The following is an 18,921-nucleotide window of genomic DNA, read 5'->3' on the forward strand; positions in this document are numbered from 1 at the left end:
AACTAAATCTAATTAATTTATGAAAAATAAACAATTTCTAATAGCACTATTATTAAGTATAAATGGTCTTTTTTATTCGCAAAACAACAAAGAAACTGAAGATTATCTGATATGGACAATTGAAAGGAAATTAAATTGGAAAGATTTTAAGAGTATAGAAAAAACTAAAAATATTGGAGTAGCACAAACTGCAGCTAGCATTGAAATAAAACCATTTAGAAATAAAAACAAAAAATACGATTATAAAGTTTTAAGTAAATTTTATAAAAATAAATCATGGACAGAAACAGAAAATTCAGAGGTTTTAATTCACGAGCAATTACATTTTGATATTGCAGAATTATATGCAAGGAAAATGAGAAAAGAAATAGTATTAGTAAAATCAAAAAATAAAATTGTAAAAGAAGAAGATTATAGAAGAATTCACCAATTTTTATTTAGAGAATATTTGATGTTTCAAAATAAATACGATATTGAAACTGACTTTTCAAAAAAAACTGAAACTCAAGAAATATGGAATGATAGTATTTTAAAGAAATTAATTAATCTAAATGATTATGCATTAAAAAATTGATTATTAATTATTTATAAACTCACATGAAACTCAAACACCTGTATTTAGCATTGACAGTTTTAGGCATTTGTTATACTTGGTATTATAATATTCAATATTTTCAAACAGCGGAAGATCCTACTTTAACCAATTTTTTTAAAGATGCGCAGTCCAGTTTTGCAGGTAAATCTTTTGGTGCAGATTTAACGGTTGTGGTGCTTACGTTTTTTGCTTTTTACATTCCGGATGCCATCAAATTAAAAATAAAGTTTTGGTGGGTTTTAATTCCGTTAACATTTTTAATTGCGATTGCATTTACGTTTCCGTTGTATCTTTATTTAAGAGAAAATCATCTAGAAAAATTACAAAAAGTATGAAAAAAATAGGTTTAATTGGCGGAATTATACCAATTTAGTTAATAAATGCCGCATTAAATGCATTTAGAAAATGATGATTTCCAGTTATAGATTTAATCGTTTCACTATCCATTTTCGTGACGGTTTTATGTAGCCATTCTTTAAGGTTTTCCATTTTTTCAAAGCGTTGATTTTTAAATCTATTTTTAATGTATTGCCAAACTTGTTCACAAGGATTTAACTCTGGATTATAAGGGGGGATTCTTAATAAATGAATATTTTCAGGTATTTCGATATTCTTTGTTGAATGAAAACCTGCGTTATCGATCACCACAATTTTATATTCCTTAGGCTTATATAAAGAGAATTCTTTAAGATAGGCTTCGAATATTTTAGTATCAACACCATTAATTTCCCATACAAAACAATCTCCATTGATTGGGGAATAACTTCCATATAGATAAGTTGTTTTGAAAATATGCTGATAAGTAACTATTGGTTTGACTCCACTAGCTGTTAAATATTTTCCTAAATGATTCATCATTCCAAATCTAGCTTCGTCTTGAAAATATAGATTTACCTCTTTGTATTTATTTTTATTTAGACTTAATCTAATGTTGTTTAGCGTATTAGGTAGTTTTTAAAAAGGCTTTTTCAGCCTCTACATTTTTTTTGTAATGAGATTTTCGCGGGCTTTTAAGTTTTGTTTTAAAATGTTGCTTTAAATACTCTCGAATACGTTGATATTTTATCTCAATCCCATAGGTTTCATTTACCCATATTTGCGCATCCCAATATCCTAAAAAAGGGTTGAGAGGGTCATTAACTCTTTGCGATAAACCTAAATGAATTTCAGAAGTAATAATTTTTGATTGTTTATTTTTTGGCTTATCACTAATCATTTGATCAATTCCAAATAATTTATAGGTTTCTACCCATCTTTCTAATGTTCTGATGTCAACTCCTACAGAAGCTGACACTTCTTGTCGAGTTTTAAACTTTTTTGTCTTTATATAAATTAAAGATTTTACTCGCTTTTCCCCTTTTAATGTTGTTTGCTTTGACACTAGTTCTTTAAGCTCAATTAGTGATTCTGAAATATCTAAACTTGCTATTCTTCCCATAACGTAATATAATGAAAATATACGGCATTAAAAAACTATTTTGGTATTACTCCAGAAGCTACTATTTTATATTATCGAATTTTAAATCAATTAAACGCAGATAGTTTAGGGAAAAGTCATTCAGCAGAAGTAATTATAAATTCTTTCGATTTCGGAAAAATAGCGAAACTTCAGAAAGAAAATAGATGGGATTTGTTAGACGAAATGATGGCCGATGCTGGAAAAAGTTTAGAGAATGCTGGTGCAAGTTGTATTCTAATTTGTGCAAATACCATGCATTTGTGTATTGATGCCGTTAGGGATGTCGTTAAAATTCCTGTAATTCATATTGCCGATGCAACATCCAAAGAAATTAGTAAAAAGAAACTTAAAAAGGTAGCTTTATTAGGAACAAAATATACCATGGAAAAAACATTTTTTACGGATGTTTTAAAGTCATCGGGTATGGAAACTATCATTCCAAATTTAGAAGATCGAGAGGTAATTCATGACATTATTTATGATGAACTTGCGGTTGGAATTCTTAACCCAACATCCAAAGAAAAATATTTAAAAATTATACATAAATTAATTAAAAATGGGGCAGAAGGGATTATTTTAGGATGTACCGAAATACCATTATTAATTACGCAAGCAGATGTTTCTGTTCCTGTTTTTGATACCACAAAAATTCATTCAATTGCTGCTTTTAACTTTTAAACGAAATATTTGCAACAGCAACAACAGCAGTAATAATAAATTTTTGTTTTATTTTTGAATTTGGAAATAGAATTACACATTATAAATTTTGAATTTAAAAAGACTTCAAGAATAATTAAGGATTTGTTTTATATTCTAATGATAATTTTTATATTTAATCCCCTTTTGTGAATTTATAGCTATTTTTAGCAAGGCACCTTACATCTGCAGATGTAAGGTGCCTTGCCTAGATCTTTTTTATTTTTTATAATTTCATATAATATTATTTCATTCTCTCAAAAAATGTTAGTTCGTAATTTGGTAACAAATCAGGGTTTGTAATTTTAATCATATCTTTTAAAACTAAATCGGGTCTTGTGGGTGCTAATTCGTAATAAATAACACCACCTGTTTTTCCTTTTTTAGTTGTTGGCGTATAAATATTATCATTCTTAAAGGCATTAAATTCGGTGTATATTTTATTACTATTCAATAATTGTTCTTTGGAAGAAAAATAACCAGGAGCAATCCAAAAATCAGCATTTCTACCTTTATCAAAAACACTTTCAAAACTTAAGGATAAACTTCCTTTTCCTTCGGATTCTTGCCATAAATACCTAAGATTAGCATCTTTTAAAAATTGCGCAACAAAACTGTCGCCAGCAGGTAAATTCCAAATGTCTTTACTCATAATAGCACCAGATAAAATTGTTGGTTTTCTGGTTGCTTTTAAAGCGATATTTTTAGCCTCTAAATAATTCGTTTCAATCGCTTTAAAGATACTATCAGCTAGTTTTTCTTTATCAAATAAAACACCGAAAAATTTTATCCATTCTGCTCTTCCTAAAGGAGTTTCTTCTAGCCAGTCGCCATTATAAATTACATTTATTCCTGCTTTTTCTAAAGTTGTTAGCGATTTATCCGCAGTAGAAACACTGTAACCAACAATTAATTCTGGTTGTAGGTTTAATAAAATCTCCGTGTTTAAAGCACCTTCTTTACCGATTTCAGCAATTTTATCCGCATCTATTAATAGTCTTGTTTTTTCTGATGAAACATATTTTGAATATGGAAATCCAATTATAGCTTTTTCCTCATTCAATAATTCAACCATCGGAATATGAGTTGTTGAAGTAACTACAATTTTTTGAATAGGAGTGAAGATGGTATTTTTAGTATTCTCTTTTTGATCCTTTTTACTTTTAATGATGTATTCAAAAACTTTATCAGAATTTTGATACGCAGCTTTTATAATTAGTTTTTTAATGCCATTTTTATTCACAATATCGAAACCTTTAGCATATTTAATACTACTTTCTATTTGTGTTTTTTTAGCATCATTCTCAACTTCTTTTTTACAAGAAAAGGAAATGATCAGCAATAAAAAAAGAACTCCAATTTTTAATTTTTTCATTAATTATAAATTTGATTTTCTTGTTCTTGAACTCTAATAAATGTAGTTCTTTTTGTTAATTCTTTTAATTTGCTAGCGCCAACATAGGTGCACGTAGATCTCAATCCTCCTAAAATATCAATCATAGTGTCATCTATATTTCCTCTAAAAGGAACTTCAACTGTTTTCCCTTCGGATGCTCTATAATTGGCAACGCCGCCAACATGCTTATTCATAGCTGTTTCAGGACTCATTCCGTAGAAAGCTTTAAATTTCTCACCGTTTTTCTCAATTAAATCACCACCACTTTCTTCGTGACCCGCTAACATTCCGCCTAACATTACAAAATCGGCACTTCCTCCAAACGCTTTTGCAATATCACCTGGAGTTTTGCAGCCACCATCAGAAATAATTTGTCCTCCCATTCCGTGAGCAGCATCTGCACATTCTATAATTGCAGAAAGTTGTGGATATCCAACGCCCGTTTTAATTCTTGTAGTGCAAACAGAACCAGGCCCAATGCCAACTTTTATAATATCTGCACCAGCTAATAATAATTCTTCCACCATTTCGCCAGTAACCACATTGCCTGCTATTATTACTTTATTAGGATGATTTTTGCGCGTTTTCTGCACAAAATCTACAAAATGTTCCGAATAACCATTGGCAACATCTACACAAATGAAATTTATTTGTGGAAATTCAGTTAAAATCTGATTCACTTTTTCAGAATCTTTTTTTCCCGTTCCTGTGCTTACTGCAATGTTTTTTAAAATATTTTCTGATACATTTGACACAAAACCTCTCCATTCTTCCAAAGAATAATGTTTATGAATTGCTGTAAATAGATTGTATTTTGAGAATGCTTTTGCCATTTCAAAAGTACCAACAGTATCCATATTTGCTGACATAATTGGTATTCCCGTCCAAGTAATTGTACTATGTAAAAACTTAAATTCTCTTTCTAAAGTTACTTGCGAACGCGATTTTAAAGTAGACCGTTTTGGACGAATCATAACATCTTTAAAACCTAATTTTAATTCATTTTCTATTCTCATTTTTTTTAAATAAAAGTAAGGCATAAAGGTATAAATTTGAAAGCGATTTAATTAGATTGTTTATAATAACTAATATATATTTGCAGTGATTTTAGGTTTTGATGCAGAAAACATTTTTCATCAAATTAAAAGGGAATCTGGTTTAAATCCAGAACTGTACCCGCAACTGTAAGCTATAAAGCTTGTAACTAATTCTTTAACCACTGTTTTTTGATAAATGGGAAGGTTTGTTACAAGACGCAAGTCAGGAGACCTGCCGTAAATCACGAAATAAAAACTTTCGGGATAAAAGTTTATGTACTAAAATACTGTGCACAAAATTTGCCTGATTTATTGTAAATCAAATTTATTAAAAATGAAAAAACAATTATTAATTGTTAGTGTATTGGCATGTAGTTTTGTCAACCAAAATTTATTTTCTCAAGATAAGAAAGAGAAAATAGAAACCTTAGAAGAAGTTGTTGTTACTGCAACAAAATTTAGCCTTAAAAAAGAAAATACCGGTAAAGTAATTAATACAATTACTCAAAAACAATTACAGCAAAATGCAGGTAAATCTGTTATTGAAATTTTAAATACTATAGCTGGTATAGAAGTTAGAGGTGTAAATACAAACCCAACAGAACCAAGAAGTATTAATGTTAGAGGAGGAAGAAGTCGCCAAGTTTTAGTTTTAATTGACGGAGTTCCTGTAACCGATCAATCTGCAATTAATCAAGAATTCGATTTACGTTTAGTTGCCGTAAATCAAATTGAAAGTATTGAGATTTTAAAAGGAGGTTCTTCAACTTTATATGGTTCTGGTGCTGCAACGGCAGTTATCAATATCATTTTAAAAAAGGCATCAAACGACACTATTTCTGGCTCATTTGAAACAAGTGTTGGTACAAATAACACCGCGGCTGCATCAGAAAGTGGTTTGTCTGACCTAAACCAGAATGTAAACATTAATGGTACTTTAGGAGATTTTAATTTTTTAGCGTCTTTTAGTTTAACTGGCGTTGACGGCATGTCATCTGCAAAAAGTAAAACAAAATCAGTTTTTGAAAATGATGCTTTTTATTCGAAAAACGGACTACTGAAATTGGGTTATAAAGTTAGTGATCAATTAAATATTGAAACTTTTTTAAATTATGATGAATTTGATTATGATTTTGATGCTGGTGCTTTTTCAGATAGTGATGTAAATAGCGGAAATCAAGAACAACTAAGATTCGGAATTAAGCCTAAATTTTCGTATACTAAAGGTCAGGTTTATGTTTTGGCTTCTATAAATAGTGTTAATAGAACATTAAATCAATTTAATCCTTTTTCAAATACGTTAGATAATTATCAATTTGAAGGAAGAAGTTTAAATTTAGATTTGGTAAATAAATATGAGTTTTCTTCTCAATTTCAATTAATTGCAGGTATCAATTATCAAGAACATCATAATAATACAGTTACACCTTTTGCAACAATAGATAAAGATGTTGCAAATTTTAATACGTTAGATCCTTACGCAAGTTTAGTTTATATTTCTGATTATGGTTTAAGTGTAAACGTTGGTGGACGCTTGAATATGCATAATGTGTATGGAAACCAGTTTGTGTATGATGGAAATGTTGCTTACAATATTTTAAAAAATGATGCTGCTACAGTTAAATTATTAACATCTTACAGCACCGCATTTATAGCACCAAGTTTGTATCAATTATACGACGGTTTTTCTGGAAATATAGATTTAAATCCTGAAACGAACGAAACTTTTGAAGCAGGTTTTGATACAACCTATAAAGATTGGCTGCAATTAGATGTGGTTTATTTCAATAGAAAAGAAACCGATGCAATAATATACGACAACAACACTTTTAAATACGGAAATGGTTCTTCTGATGCAAACGGTTTTGAAGTAAATACAAGAATAACTCCAATTTCATACCTAGCTTTAAATGCTTCTTATACTTATATTGATAGAGATGTTTTCGAAGATTTTAATGATTATATTCCTGCAAATAAATTTGTTGCTGGACTTGATATTACACCTTTTGAAAAGGCTTTTTTTAATTTAACATATAGAAATGTAGGTGAAAGAACAATTTTTGATAGATATGGTTCTTTTGGAACTGCAGGAGAAGATGTTATTTTAGAAAATTACACCGTTTTGGACTTTATGACTAATTATAAATTATTAGGAGATACAGTAACCATTTTTGGAGCAGTTACTAATATTTTAAATGAAGATTATAATGATATTTTTGGCTACTCTACAAGAGGTAGAAATTACAAAGTAGGCGTAAGATTAGCGTTTTAAAGAGGTAAACTTGCTAAAAGAAAAAAAAGGCTTCAGTTATTGAAGCCTTTTTTTATAATAATTTTCGGACTTCATTCTTAATAAATGAAATGGCTGTTTCTGTTGGTGGCAAGTTTTTAGTATAATCGATTAAAACATTTTGTCTTAAATCATTGGCAGAATTTGAGTTTTCAGCAACTTGTTTTAATTTATTTATAATGGCACTTTTTGCAGCAACTACAGCTAACCAAGTCTCATTAGATAAATAAATTTGCTGTACTAAATTATGTTCAAATTCTTGTTCTATATTCGCTAGTAAAAGCTGTAAATACGCAGCTGTTTCATCAGAAAGGGGTTTAATTCGCAACAACATTTTTACAGGATTAATTCGCTCACAAAACAACAACATTCGCTCACAAGCTTGTAATTTTATTGGCAAAGAATCTTTCTTTTTTTGTGCTAAAAGTTCTAGTTTCTTTTCAGAATCTTGATGTTTTATAAATCCGTTAAACATGTAATAAGCAACAGCTCCTGTAACAACAGCAGGCAATATATATGCAATACTTTCTAATAATTGATCTTCCATTTAATTACAATATAGTTAAGAAATACAAATATAGAACTCCTAAAAAGATAGCAATCCCAAAACTTAATAAAGTTCCTATTAAAATATATTCTGTTAGTTTTCTGTCTTTGGATGATGTTAAATCTCCAAATCTAAAAACAGATTTTGCAGCCAACAAGAAACCAATAGCTTCCCAATGACTTGTAACAACAAAAGCGAAAACAAATAGACGTTCTAAAACACCAATATATCGTCCTGCTTTGGCAAGAGAATCGTCGTTTTCCTTTTTAGTTTCAGGATTCCATTGTGTAATAACTATTTTGATGATAATTGCGGATACAGAAGTTACTAGGAGTATGAAAATGAGTAATAGCAGTATTTTATCAGTAAATATATTTTTCAATGATAGGCTAAAAACAACATATAAAGCGCTTGCTAAGAACAATACTAAAACATGCAGTATTTGATCTATAAAAAACCAAATTCGTTTAGTATGCTTCTTTTGAAGATATAGTTTTAGCAGATCTATGATATAATGAGAAGTAATAATCAATAAAAAACCTAACCAATACTTTTGTAAATTAAATTTTAGCAAGAACAATAATAAAACAGCATGAACACCAATATGGAAGTATAATTTTACCGATTTTACTTTCTTTTCTTCCTTGCCTTTTACCCATTTTTCAGGCTGAAAAACAAAATCTCCTAAAATATGTGCCAATAAAAATTTTAAAAATAGGATCATCCTTTATTTGTTCGTTTTTTGCTGAATTAATTTTCTAAAGCGTTTTTCTAGTTTTATAATTGATTCAAAACCAGCTCTTTTGTAGCGCTCGCTAACGCTACCTTGTGTAATTCCTAAAATAGCTGCTATTTCTTTTTGGGTACGGTCTTCTGATGTTAGAGAAAGTTTAAAAACTTCCGCAGAATTTTTTGTCCAAGAATCCATTGTTAATAAGGCAAGGTCAAATGCGATATTAAATTCTTCATCGAGTTCTTGCCAAGGTGTTTTTATGGCTATTGTTTGTTTTTTTAAATAGTTATCAAAAGCAAAACCAGAATTGATAAACGCTTCGCCATTCGATTCTGTAATTTTATCAACATTAAACTCTTTTTTACCAATTCCGATGCCAATTCTAACATCAATATTTTCTGTAGACTTTAAATAAGACTTTAATTTCAGAGCAGCATAAAAGGCATTTTCACAATTTTCTATTTCTAATTGAAAACTATCACCTCTGTAAATCTGCCAATACTTTGGAGATTCGCCAAAAGTATCTAACGTTTCTTTTAGGGTTTTTAACCAAAAATTGTCATCATTCTTTCTAGAGTTGATAATATCACCTGTTAAAATACTGGTCATTATGAGTTATAATTTTCAGCTAATATATAATTTATTCCTTTAAAATACAAAATTATCTACCTGTAAGCAGATATTTTAATATATCTGCTTTTAAGTAGATATATTAATTTATCTATCTTTAAGCAGATAAAAACATCTTATATTTATGAATAACTTGTGAATAAAAATTAGTCATCTTCTTTTATAGAAAGGAATAGTTTGGCTAAATTCACACTTTCAAATTCTTTCAAAACATAACTATTGAATACATATTTAAATACTTTAAATGAAGCGCAGAAACAAGCTGTAATTCAGAAAGATGGACCAATGATTATCATTGCTGGTGCAGGTTCTGGAAAGACACGAGTTTTAACTTACAGAATTGCGCATTTAATGCAACAAGGTGTAGATTCTTTTAATATTCTCTCATTAACATTTACCAACAAGGCTGCTAAAGAGATGAAAGCAAGAATTGCTGGAGTTGTTGGTGCAAGTGAGGCAAAAAATTTATGGATGGGAACTTTTCACTCCGTTTTTGCAAGAATTTTACGTTCCGAAGCAGATAAATTGGGCTTTCCATCAAACTTTACAATTTACGATACACAAGATTCAGTTCGCTTAATAACAGCCATTATTAAAGAAATGAATTTGGATAAAGAGCGTTACAAAGCCAAACAAATTTTAGGCCGAATTTCATCCTTTAAAAATAGTTTAATTACGGTAAGAGCGTATTTTAATAATTCTGATTTGCAAGAGGCAGATTTGCATGCAAGCAGACCAAAAGTTGGTGATATTTATAAAGAATATGTAGACAGATGTTTTAAATCTGGTGCTATGGATTTTGACGATTTGTTATTGAGAACCAACGAATTACTTGCGCGTTTTCCAGAAGTTTTAGCAAAATATCAGTCTCGATTTAAATACATTATGGTCGATGAGTATCAAGATACAAATCATTCGCAATATATTATTGTAAGATCTTTGGCAGATAAGTTTGAGAATATTTGCGTGGTTGGTGATGATTCTCAAAGTATTTATAGTTTTAGAGGTGCAAATATTCAGAATATTTTAAACTTTCAAAAGGATTATCCGGATGTTAAGACCTTTAAATTAGAACAAAATTACCGTTCTACAAAAAATATTGTAAACGCTGCAAACTCAGTGATTGCACGAAATAAAACAAAGTTAGATAAAGAAGTTTGGACCAGTAATGATGATGGCGATGCTATAAACGTAATGCGCACCATTTCTGACGGAGAAGAAGGTCGTTTTGTAGCGCAATCAATTTGGGAGAACCAAATTAATCATCAGTTAACATCAGATAGTTTTTGCATTTTATACAGAACAAATTCGCAATCTAGAGCGATTGAAGACGCGTTGCGGAAAAAAGGAATTGATTATAAAATTTATGGAGGAATTTCTTTTTATCAGCGTAAAGAAATCAAAGATATTTTATCGTATTTGCGAATTTTAATCAATCCAAATGATGAAGAAGCGTTTAAAAGAATAATCAATTATCCTGCAAGAGGGATTGGTGCAACTACCATAGATAAACTAACAATAGCTGCAAATCATTATAAAAAATCAATTTTTGAAATTGTAAGATATATTGATAAAATTGATATTAGTATCAATTCTGGAACTAAAAATAAACTCCAGAATTTTATGAATATGATGTTGCGTTTGCAAATTGAATCACAAACAAAAAATGCTTTCGAAATTGCAGAAATTGTTGTAAAACAGGCACAATTAATTAAAGATTTAGAAAAAGAAGGAACACCAGAAAGTGTCAGTAAAGTAGAAAATGTTCAGGAACTTTTAAACGGAATTAAAGATTTTATTACGGATAAAATTGAACAAGGAGAAGAAGCGTCTTTGACAACGTTTTTAGAGGATGTTGCTTTGGCCACAGATTTTGATGCAAACAAAGATGATGATAAACCAAGCGTGTCTTTAATGACCATTCATCAATCTAAAGGATTGGAATATATGTACGTTTATATTGTTGGTTTAGAGGAGAATTTATTCCCATCAGCAATGAGCATGAACACTCGAAGTGAGTTAGAGGAGGAGCGAAGACTATTTTATGTAGCACTTACAAGAGCAGAAAAAGTGGCCTATTTAACCTATGCACAAACCCGTTATAGATGGGGAAAATTAGTGGATGCTGAGCCTAGTAGATTTTTAGAGGAGATTGATGATCAATATTTACAGTATCTTACGCCCAAAGCGATAAATCCAATAATAAATAATTTTGTTGATAAAAGTATTTTTGACGATGCTCCTAAAGGAATTCGTTTCCAAAAGCCAATTCAGCGTAAAAAAATGGATCGTGATTTGGTAAAAAAGAAAGAAATTGTGATTCCGAAGAATATGAAAAAAGTTTCACAAACTTCGGCAAAAACTAATTTATTTGATGAAAATGTAGTTGTTGGTAATATTGTAGAACACAATAGGTTTGGTACAGGAGAAGTGCTTTCTTTAGAAGGAAGTGGTCCAAATAAAAAGGCGGAAATTAAATTCGGAACCGTTGGTAAAAAGAAATTATTACTACAATTTGCAAAATTAAGAGTGATTGGTTAATAATTTACAAATTATATTTAATAAGTAATTCATAATTGATAATAATTAATTAATTTGCAACGTTAAATTTAGAAAAGGGCAAACTTGTCAGGTTTTGCAAAAACGAAACCAAAATTATAGTTTTCTAAATGATATTTGAAAATTAAGTTACTTCACAAAAAAATAAATAAATGACATTCGATTTAGAATACAATTCAGAAAGACCATTAATGATAATTCCAGAATATGGAAGACATGTTCAAAAATTAGTAAATCATTGTATCGCATTAGAAAGCATAGAAGAACGCAATGAAATGGCTAAAGCGATAGTAGATGTTATGGGTAATTTACAACCTCATTTACGTGATGTTCCAGACTTTAAACACAAACTTTGGGATCAGTTATATATTATGTCTGATTTTAAATTGGATGCAAAATCTCCTTATCCGCAACCTTCTAAAGAGGAATTGCAAGAAAAGCCAGAACCATTAGCGTATCCAAAATCGACTTCTAAATATCGTTATTATGGTAAAAATATTCAAACCATGATTGATGTCGCTTTAAGTTGGGAAGAAGGTGATATGAGAGAAGCATTGGTTTTTTCAATTGCAAATCACATGAAAAAATGCTATTTAAATTGGAATAAAGATACGGTTGATGATGACGTTATTTTTAAGCATTTATTAGATTTATCTGATGGTAATTTAGATTTAAGAAATTCTGAAGAAGATCTTTCTGAAACGAAAGATTTATTAAAGAAAAGAAATTCGCAAGGACAAAATACCACCAAAACAACTTACAAAAAGCCACATAACAATCAAAATAAAAACAGAAAAAGACAATAAAAGAATGGCATCATTTAAAATTGAAGGCGGACATAAATTAAGTGGAACAATAACTCCGCAAGGAGCAAAAAACGAAGTTTTACAAATACTTTGTGCCGTTTTATTAACTCCAGAAAAAGTAGTAATAAACAATGTTCCAGATATAATAGATGTAAATAAACTAATTTTTATTTTAGGAGAATTAGGTGTTAAAGTAGAAAAGTTAAGTAAAAATTCTTATTCTTTTCAGGCTGATGAAGTCAATTTATCCTATTTAGAATCCGAAGATTTTAAAAAAGATGGAAGTTCTTTACGAGGTTCTATTATGATAGTGGGTCCACTATTAGCGCGTTTTGGAAAAGGATACATTCCGCGTCCAGGAGGAGATAAAATAGGTAGAAGAAGATTAGATACGCACTTCGAAGGTTTTATTAAACTTGGCGCAAAATTTAGATACAACACAGAAGAACACTTTTATGGCGTAGAAGCAAAGGAATTAATTGGAGCAAAAATGCTTTTAGATGAAGCTTCTGTAACAGGTACTGCTAATATTTTAATGGCAGCTGCCATGGCAACAGGAATTACAGAAATTTACAATGCAGCTTGTGAGCCATATATTCAACAATTATGTAAAATGTTGAATTCTATGGGCGCAAAAATTACAGGAGTTGGTTCTAATTTGTTAACTATTGAAGGTGTAAAATATTTAGGAGGCTGTGTGCATACTGTTTTGCCAGATATGATTGAAATTGGTTCTTGGATTGGTGTGGCAGTGATGACACAGTCTGAGTTAACAATAAAAGATGTAAGCTGGGAAAACCTTGGACAAATTCCGAATGTGTTTCGTAAATTAGGAATTAAATTTGAAAAAAGAGATGATGATATTTATATTCCTGCTCAAGAATCATATGAAATTCAAAATTATATAGATGGATCTATTTTAACAGTTGCCGATGCTCCTTGGCCTGGTTTTACGCCAGATTTATTGAGTATTGTTTTAGTAATTGCTACACAAGCAAAAGGGACGGTTTTAATACATCAAAAAATGTTTGAAAGCCGTTTGTTTTTTGTTGATAAATTAATTGATATGGGGGCAAAAGTTATTTTGTGCGATCCTCACAGAGCAACCGTGATTGGATTAGATCATCAATCAAAATTAAAAGCAACTAAAATGACTTCACCAGATATTAGAGCAGGTATTTCTTTACTGATAGCAGCCTTGTCTGCAAAAGGAACAAGCATTATCAATAATATTGAACAAATAGATAGAGGTTATGAAAATATTGAAGCCCGATTAAAATCTATTGGAGCTAAAATTGAAAGAATAGAAGATTAATATTGAACTTGTTTCAGCTTTTTAGAATAAAAAAAAATAGTGTCAGTTTGACACTATTTTTTTGTTGGCAACGTTTTTGCAAATAAATGTTTTAGAATTTAACGATTACAAAGAAATGAGTACAAAAGAAGATATAAAAGAAGAGCAAATAGCAAACGAGCAAGAAGTTATTCAAGTTGAAAAAAATCAAGAAGTTGAAGTAGAACTTGTTAAAGAGGAACTAACTTCGGATGAAATAATTCAGGCAGAAAAAGACAAGTTTTTACGTCTTTTTGCAGAGTTCGAAAACTATAAAAAAAGAACTTCGAAAGAAAGAGTGGAGCTGTTTAAAACTGCTGGACAGGAATTAATGACATCTTTACTGCCAGTTGTGGACGATTTTGAACGTGCTTTGACACATACCGAAGAGAATGCAGCAACAGAAGAATTAAGAGAAGGAGTTTTATTGATTTATCAAAAATTGTATAATACTTTGGAGCAAAAAGGGTTATCAAAAATAGAAATCATAAAAGGTGATGTTTTTAATGCTGAATTTCACGAGGCAATTACACAAATTCCCGCTCCAACAGAAGATTTGAAAGGAAAAATAATTGATTGTGTAGAAAATGGCTATCAATTAGGAACTAAAATTATACGATATCCAAAAGTGATTATCGGACAGTAAATTAGTAATACAGTTCATAGTAGCAGTTGACAGTAATATACTGACTGCAAACTGAAGACTGAAAACTGCAAACTAAATAATATGGCAAAACAAGACTTTTACGAAGTATTAGCAATTTCTAAATCTGCTTCTCAAGCAGAAATAAAGAAAGGATATAGAAAAATGGCAATCAAATATCATCCAGATAAAAATCCTGATGATAAAACTGCTGAAGATAATTTTAAAAAGGCAGCAGAAGCGTACGAAGTTCTGAGCGATGAAAATAAAAGGGCTCGTTATGATCAATATGGTCATGCAGGCTTTGAAGGACCACAAGGAGGCGGAGGCTTTGGTGGTGGCGGAATGAATATGGACGATATTTTTAGCCAGTTTGGAGATATTTTTGGGAACGGCGGAGGCGGTTTTGGTGGCGGTTTTGGCGGATTCGGTGGGGGAGGCCAAAGACAAGCCAGAGTTAAAGGAAGCAATATGCGCATACGTGTAAAACTTACTTTAGAAGAAATTGCAAAAGGAGTAGAGAAGAGGGTTAAAGTTCGTAGAAAAGTGCAAGCCGATGGTGTAAAATATAAAACATGTACAACTTGTAATGGTTCTGGTCAGCAAATGCGTGTTACAAATACTATTTTAGGTAGAATGCAAACCGCAACTACTTGTGGTACTTGTTCTGGAGCTGGTGAAATAATAAGCAGCAAACCAAGTGGTGCAGATGATCAAGGTTTAATTTTAAAAGAAGAAACCGTTTCAATTAATATACCTGCAGGTGTAACCGAAGGTGTGCAATTAAAAGTTGGCGGAAAAGGAAATGATGCTCCGGGAAATAATTCTATTTCGGGTGATTTATTAGTTTTAATTGAAGAAGTGCCACATGACACTTTAAAAAGAGAAGGTACTAATATTCATTATGATTTATATATTAATTTTTCTGAAGCAGTTTTAGGAACAAGCAAAGAGGTTGACACAGTTTCAGGAAAAGTGAAAATTAAAATTGATGCAGGCACACAGTCTGGCAAAATTTTAAGATTAAAAGGAAAAGGTTTACCAAGCATAGAACGCTATGGAACAGGAGATTTCTTAATTCATACCAATGTTTGGACTCCGCAAGAATTAAATAAAGAACAAATAGAGTTTTTCGAAAAAATGGTTGATAATGAGAATTTTATACCAAATCCAAATACATCGGATAAATCATTTTTTGAGAAGGTTAAAGACATGTTTTCGTAAATAAATATTAAAATTATAAAAAGATAATAGATATTTTATCCTATTTGTTTTTTTATAAAACATTTTAACATATATTTGGGATGTTGTTGAGAAATCGATAACACTTTTTCTTTTTCATAGCAATTTTTCCCACTCAAAATTTTATTTTGAGTGGGTTTTTTATAAAATAAAGTTCTTTTCTTAATAAAATAAGCAGACTTATCTTATCGCCACACTCAGGTGTGGAGGAAAGTCCGGACACCAAAGAGTAATCATAGCGGATAACATCCGTCCAGCGCAAGTTGAGGACAAGTGCAACAGAAAGCAAGTACAGTTCGGCTGTAGTGAAACCAGGTAAACTCTATGAGGTGCAATGCCATGTATATTAGAGATTGAGGGCTACTCGCCCGATTCTAAAGGGTAGGCAGATAGATTCTAAGAGTAATTTTAGAACTAGATAAATGATAAGAACCTTGTTTAAAGGTACAGAATTCGGCTTACAAGTCTGCTTTTTTTATTTTTTTTATCAAATTCGCATAAAAAACTTAAAATAACCACTTTTTATTAAATTTATCTTAGTGATTTTAAGAATCACTTTTCTTTATTCATTAATTATTGCAATCTATTATTTATAGTTTAAAATTGATAATATTTCTGTAGATTTGTTATTACATTCAAATTTTAAAACTAATTCATAATATGGCTTTCGATATTGAAATGATTAAGCAAGTTTATGCTACTATGTCAGAACGTGTAGATGCTGCTCGTAAAATTACAGGTAAACCTTTAACGCTTGCTGAGAAAATTTTATATTCTCACTTATGGGGCGGAACTCCTGAAAAGGCATTTATTAGAGGGAAAGACTATGTAGATTTTGCTCCAGACAGAATTGCACTTCAAGATGCAACTGCACAAATGGCATTATTACAATTTATGCAAGCTGGTAAAACAAAAGTTGCAGTGCCTACTACAACACATTGTGATCACTTAATTCAAGCTAAAAACGGAGCATCTTCAGATTTACAAACTGCTTTAAATACAAGTAATGAAGTTTTTAATTTTTTAGAGTCTGTTTCTAATAAATACGGATTAGGTTTCTGGAAACCAGGAGCAGGAATTATACACCAAGTTGTTTTAGAAAATTATGCATTTCCAGGAGGAATGATGATTGGTACAGATTCTCATACAGTAAATGCTGGAGGATTAGGTATGGTTGCTATTGGTGTTGGTGGAGCAGATGCTGTTGATGTAATGGCAGGAATGGCTTGGGAATTAAAGTTTCCAAAATTAATAGGTGTAAAGTTAACAGGAAAACTTTCTGGTTGGACTGCACCAAAAGATGTAATTTTAAAAGTAGCTGGGATCGTTTCTGCTAAAGGAGGAACAGGAGCTATTGTAGAATATTTTGGCGAAGGAGCTACAGGGATGTCTTGTACTGGTAAAGGGACTATTTGTAATATGGGAGCAGAAATTGGTGCAACCACTTCTACTTTTGGTTATGATGAGTCTATGGAACGTTATTTGCGTGCTACAGATAGGAGCGATGTTGCTGATGCTGCAAATAAAGTAAAAGAGCATTTAACAGGTGATGCTGAAGTATATGCAAATCCAGAGGAATATTTTGATCAAGTAATTGAAATTAATCTATCAGAATTAAGTCCTTTATTAAATGGACCATTTACGCCAGATTTATCAACAAAAGTAGGTTCAGATATGACTACTATTGCGAATAAAAACGATTGGCCTTTGAAAGTTGAATGGGGTTTAATTGGTTCTTGTACAAATTCATCTTACGAAGATTTATCTAGAGCATCTTCTATTGCACAACAAGCTATTGATAAAGGTTTAGGTATCAAAGCTGAATTTGGAATTAATCCTGGTTCAGAAAAAGTAAGATATACAACCGAAAGAGATGGTATTTTAGGAACATTTGAAGCGCTAGGTGCAACTATATTCACGAATGCTTGTGGACCTTGTATCGGTCAATGGGCGCGTTATGAAGATCCTAAAAATGCGCCAAAGAATTCAATAATTCATTCATTTAATAGAAACTTTGCAAAACGTGCAGATGGTAACCCAAATACACATGCATTTGTGGCATCACCAGAAATGGTTGCTGCAATTACCATTGCTGGAAGATTAGATTTTAATCCGATGAAGGATAAACTAATCAACAAAAATGGAGAAGAAGTAATGTTAGACGAGCCTACTGGATGGGAATTACCTCCAAAAGGTTTTGAAGTAAAAGACGATGGTTATTTAGCACCAAAAGAAGATGGAAGTGGCGTTGTAATTAATGTTGATGAAACTTCAGAAAGATTGCAATTATTAGAGCCATTTGCACCAATTGGAAATGATATTTCAGGAGCTAAATTATTAATAAAAGCGCATGGAAAATGTACAACAGATCATATTTCTATGGCGGGACCATGGTTGCGTTATAGAGGGCATTTAGATAATATTTCTAATAACTGTTTAATTGGAGCTGTAAATGCGTATAGCATGAAGACTAACTTTGTGAAAAGTCAGTTAGATGGTGAGTTTGATGCCGTGCCAAATACGGCGAGAGCATATAAAGCTGCAGGAATTAAAACCATTGTAGTTGGAGATCATAATTACGGTGAAGGTTCTTCTAGAGAACATGCTGCTATGGAGCCTCGCCATTTAGGTGTTGCTGCTGTTTTAGTAAAATCTTTTGCTAGAATCCATGAAACAAACCTTAAAAAGCAAGGAATGTTAGGTTTAACTTTTGCTAATGAAGCTGATTATGACTTAATTCAAGAAGATGATACGTTTAACTTTATCGATTTAAATGAATTTGCTCCTAACAAACCTTTAACTATAGAAGCTGTTCATATAGACGGAAGTAAAGATTTAATTATGGCAAATCATACTTACAATCAAGGACAAATTGAATGGTATAATGAAGGTTCTGCTTTAAATTTGATTAAAAAACAAAATGCTTAAAAAGCATTTATTTTTACATAAAAAAAA

General features: G+C 30.9%; 17 protein-coding genes, 1 other RNA gene and 1 riboswitch. Of the genes, 11 read left to right on the forward strand and 7 right to left on the reverse strand.

What is annotated here, in order from left to right; all coding sequences use genetic code 11:
* The first annotated feature begins 19 nt into the window (after positions 1–19).
* Together BST83_RS05515 and BST83_RS05520 are read left to right on the forward strand one after the other, a co-directional pair.
* The gene (locus tag BST83_RS05515) at positions 20–574 is read left to right on the forward strand and encodes a hypothetical protein (RefSeq protein ID WP_104808923.1); all 555 of its coding nucleotides are present in this window, start codon (positions 20–22) and stop codon (positions 572–574) included.
* 23 nt (positions 575–597) lie between these two features.
* The gene (locus BST83_RS05520; protein ID WP_104808924.1) at positions 598–930 is read left to right on the forward strand and encodes a DUF2834 domain-containing protein; all 333 of its coding nucleotides are present in this window, start codon (positions 598–600) and stop codon (positions 928–930) included.
* 34 nt (positions 931–964) lie between these two features.
* Here the strand turns inward: BST83_RS05520 and BST83_RS05525 are convergent, their stop codons facing one another.
* Together BST83_RS05525 and BST83_RS05530 are read right to left on the reverse strand one after the other, a co-directional pair.
* Positions 965–1,525 (reverse strand): IS630 family transposase, encoded by a 561-nt coding sequence (locus tag BST83_RS05525; RefSeq protein WP_104808084.1) that lies wholly within the window; start codon positions 1,523–1,525, stop codon positions 965–967.
* A 13-nt stretch (positions 1,526–1,538) separates the two neighbouring features.
* Positions 1,539–2,033, reverse strand: a complete 495-nt coding sequence (locus BST83_RS05530) for a winged helix-turn-helix domain-containing protein (protein WP_104808925.1) — start codon at positions 2,031–2,033, stop codon at positions 1,539–1,541.
* A 45-nt stretch (positions 2,034–2,078) separates the two neighbouring features.
* Here BST83_RS05530 and BST83_RS05535 point away from each other — a divergent pair, with 45 nt between their 5' ends.
* On the forward strand, positions 2,079–2,732 hold the full coding sequence (locus tag BST83_RS05535; RefSeq protein WP_104808926.1) for an aspartate/glutamate racemase family protein: 654 nt from the start codon (positions 2,079–2,081) through the stop codon (positions 2,730–2,732).
* A gap of 262 nt (positions 2,733–2,994) precedes the next feature.
* On the opposite strand, the gene BST83_RS05540 is transcribed toward BST83_RS05535, so the two are convergent.
* Positions 2,995–4,125 carry an ABC transporter substrate-binding protein gene (locus tag BST83_RS05540; RefSeq protein ID WP_104808927.1) on the reverse strand — a complete coding sequence of 377 codons (1,131 nt, stop codon included), beginning with the start codon at positions 4,123–4,125 and terminating at the stop codon, positions 2,995–2,997.
* Positions 4,125–5,162, reverse strand: coding sequence for a GMP reductase (locus BST83_RS05545; protein ID WP_104810801.1), 1,038 nt, complete (start codon positions 5,160–5,162; stop codon positions 4,125–4,127). Before BST83_RS05545 ends, BST83_RS05540 begins: the two co-directional genes overlap by 1 nt.
* A gap of 76 nt (positions 5,163–5,238) precedes the next feature.
* Positions 5,239–5,437: riboswitch (cobalamin riboswitch) on the forward strand.
* Positions 5,438–5,517: 80 nt separating this feature from the next.
* Here BST83_RS05545 and BST83_RS05550 point away from each other — a divergent pair.
* Positions 5,518–7,455: a TonB-dependent receptor plug domain-containing protein gene (locus tag BST83_RS05550; protein WP_104808928.1), complete on the forward strand. Its 1,938-nt coding sequence runs from the start codon at positions 5,518–5,520 to the stop codon at positions 7,453–7,455.
* Positions 7,456–7,507: 52 nt separating this feature from the next.
* Here BST83_RS05550 and BST83_RS05555 read toward each other — a convergent pair whose 3' ends face one another.
* Genes BST83_RS05555 through BST83_RS05565 form a run of 3 tightly spaced genes read right to left on the reverse strand, consistent with a single transcriptional unit; the run spans position 7,508 to position 9,362 of the window.
* Positions 7,508–8,020, reverse strand: coding sequence for a DUF7935 family protein (locus tag BST83_RS05555; RefSeq protein ID WP_104808929.1), 513 nt, complete (start codon positions 8,018–8,020; stop codon positions 7,508–7,510).
* Positions 8,021–8,024: 4 nt separating this feature from the next.
* Complete coding sequence (locus BST83_RS05560; protein WP_437438451.1) at positions 8,025–8,720, reverse strand: DUF3307 domain-containing protein; 696 nt, start codon at positions 8,718–8,720, stop codon at positions 8,025–8,027.
* Positions 8,721–8,747: 27 nt separating this feature from the next.
* Positions 8,748–9,362 carry a SatD family protein gene (locus BST83_RS05565; RefSeq protein ID WP_104808931.1) on the reverse strand — a complete coding sequence of 205 codons (615 nt, stop codon included), beginning with the start codon at positions 9,360–9,362 and terminating at the stop codon, positions 8,748–8,750.
* A 240-nt stretch (positions 9,363–9,602) separates the two neighbouring features.
* Between BST83_RS05565 and BST83_RS05570 the strand changes: the two genes are divergently transcribed.
* The 7 genes from BST83_RS05570 to BST83_RS05600 all read left to right on the forward strand — a co-directional run bounded on the left by BST83_RS05570 (position 9,603) and on the right by BST83_RS05600 (position 18,894).
* Positions 9,603–11,924: an ATP-dependent helicase gene (locus BST83_RS05570; RefSeq protein ID WP_104808932.1), complete on the forward strand. Its 2,322-nt coding sequence runs from the start codon at positions 9,603–9,605 to the stop codon at positions 11,922–11,924.
* Between the two features lie 170 nt (positions 11,925–12,094).
* Positions 12,095–12,748, forward strand: coding sequence for a DUF4290 domain-containing protein (locus tag BST83_RS05575; RefSeq protein WP_104808933.1), 654 nt, complete (start codon positions 12,095–12,097; stop codon positions 12,746–12,748).
* Positions 12,749–12,752: 4 nt separating this feature from the next.
* The gene (murA, locus tag BST83_RS05580; RefSeq protein WP_104808934.1) at positions 12,753–14,063 is read left to right on the forward strand and encodes a UDP-N-acetylglucosamine 1-carboxyvinyltransferase; all 1,311 of its coding nucleotides are present in this window, start codon (positions 12,753–12,755) and stop codon (positions 14,061–14,063) included.
* Positions 14,064–14,178: 115 nt separating this feature from the next.
* Positions 14,179–14,727, forward strand: coding sequence for a nucleotide exchange factor GrpE (locus BST83_RS05585; protein ID WP_104810802.1), 549 nt, complete (start codon positions 14,179–14,181; stop codon positions 14,725–14,727).
* An 81-nt stretch (positions 14,728–14,808) separates the two neighbouring features.
* Positions 14,809–15,948, forward strand: a complete 1,140-nt coding sequence (dnaJ, locus tag BST83_RS05590; protein WP_104808935.1) for a molecular chaperone DnaJ — start codon at positions 14,809–14,811, stop codon at positions 15,946–15,948.
* 189 nt (positions 15,949–16,137) lie between these two features.
* An RNA gene (gene rnpB, locus BST83_RS05595) (RNase P RNA component class A) lies at positions 16,138–16,443 on the forward strand.
* A gap of 183 nt (positions 16,444–16,626) precedes the next feature.
* Complete coding sequence (locus BST83_RS05600; RefSeq protein ID WP_104808936.1) at positions 16,627–18,894, forward strand: aconitate hydratase; 2,268 nt, start codon at positions 16,627–16,629, stop codon at positions 18,892–18,894.
* The last annotated feature ends 27 nt before the right edge of the window (positions 18,895–18,921 follow it).

The sequence above is a fragment of the Polaribacter filamentus genome (assembly GCF_002943715.1).
Lineage (GTDB): Bacteria > Bacteroidota > Bacteroidia > Flavobacteriales > Flavobacteriaceae > Polaribacter > Polaribacter filamentus.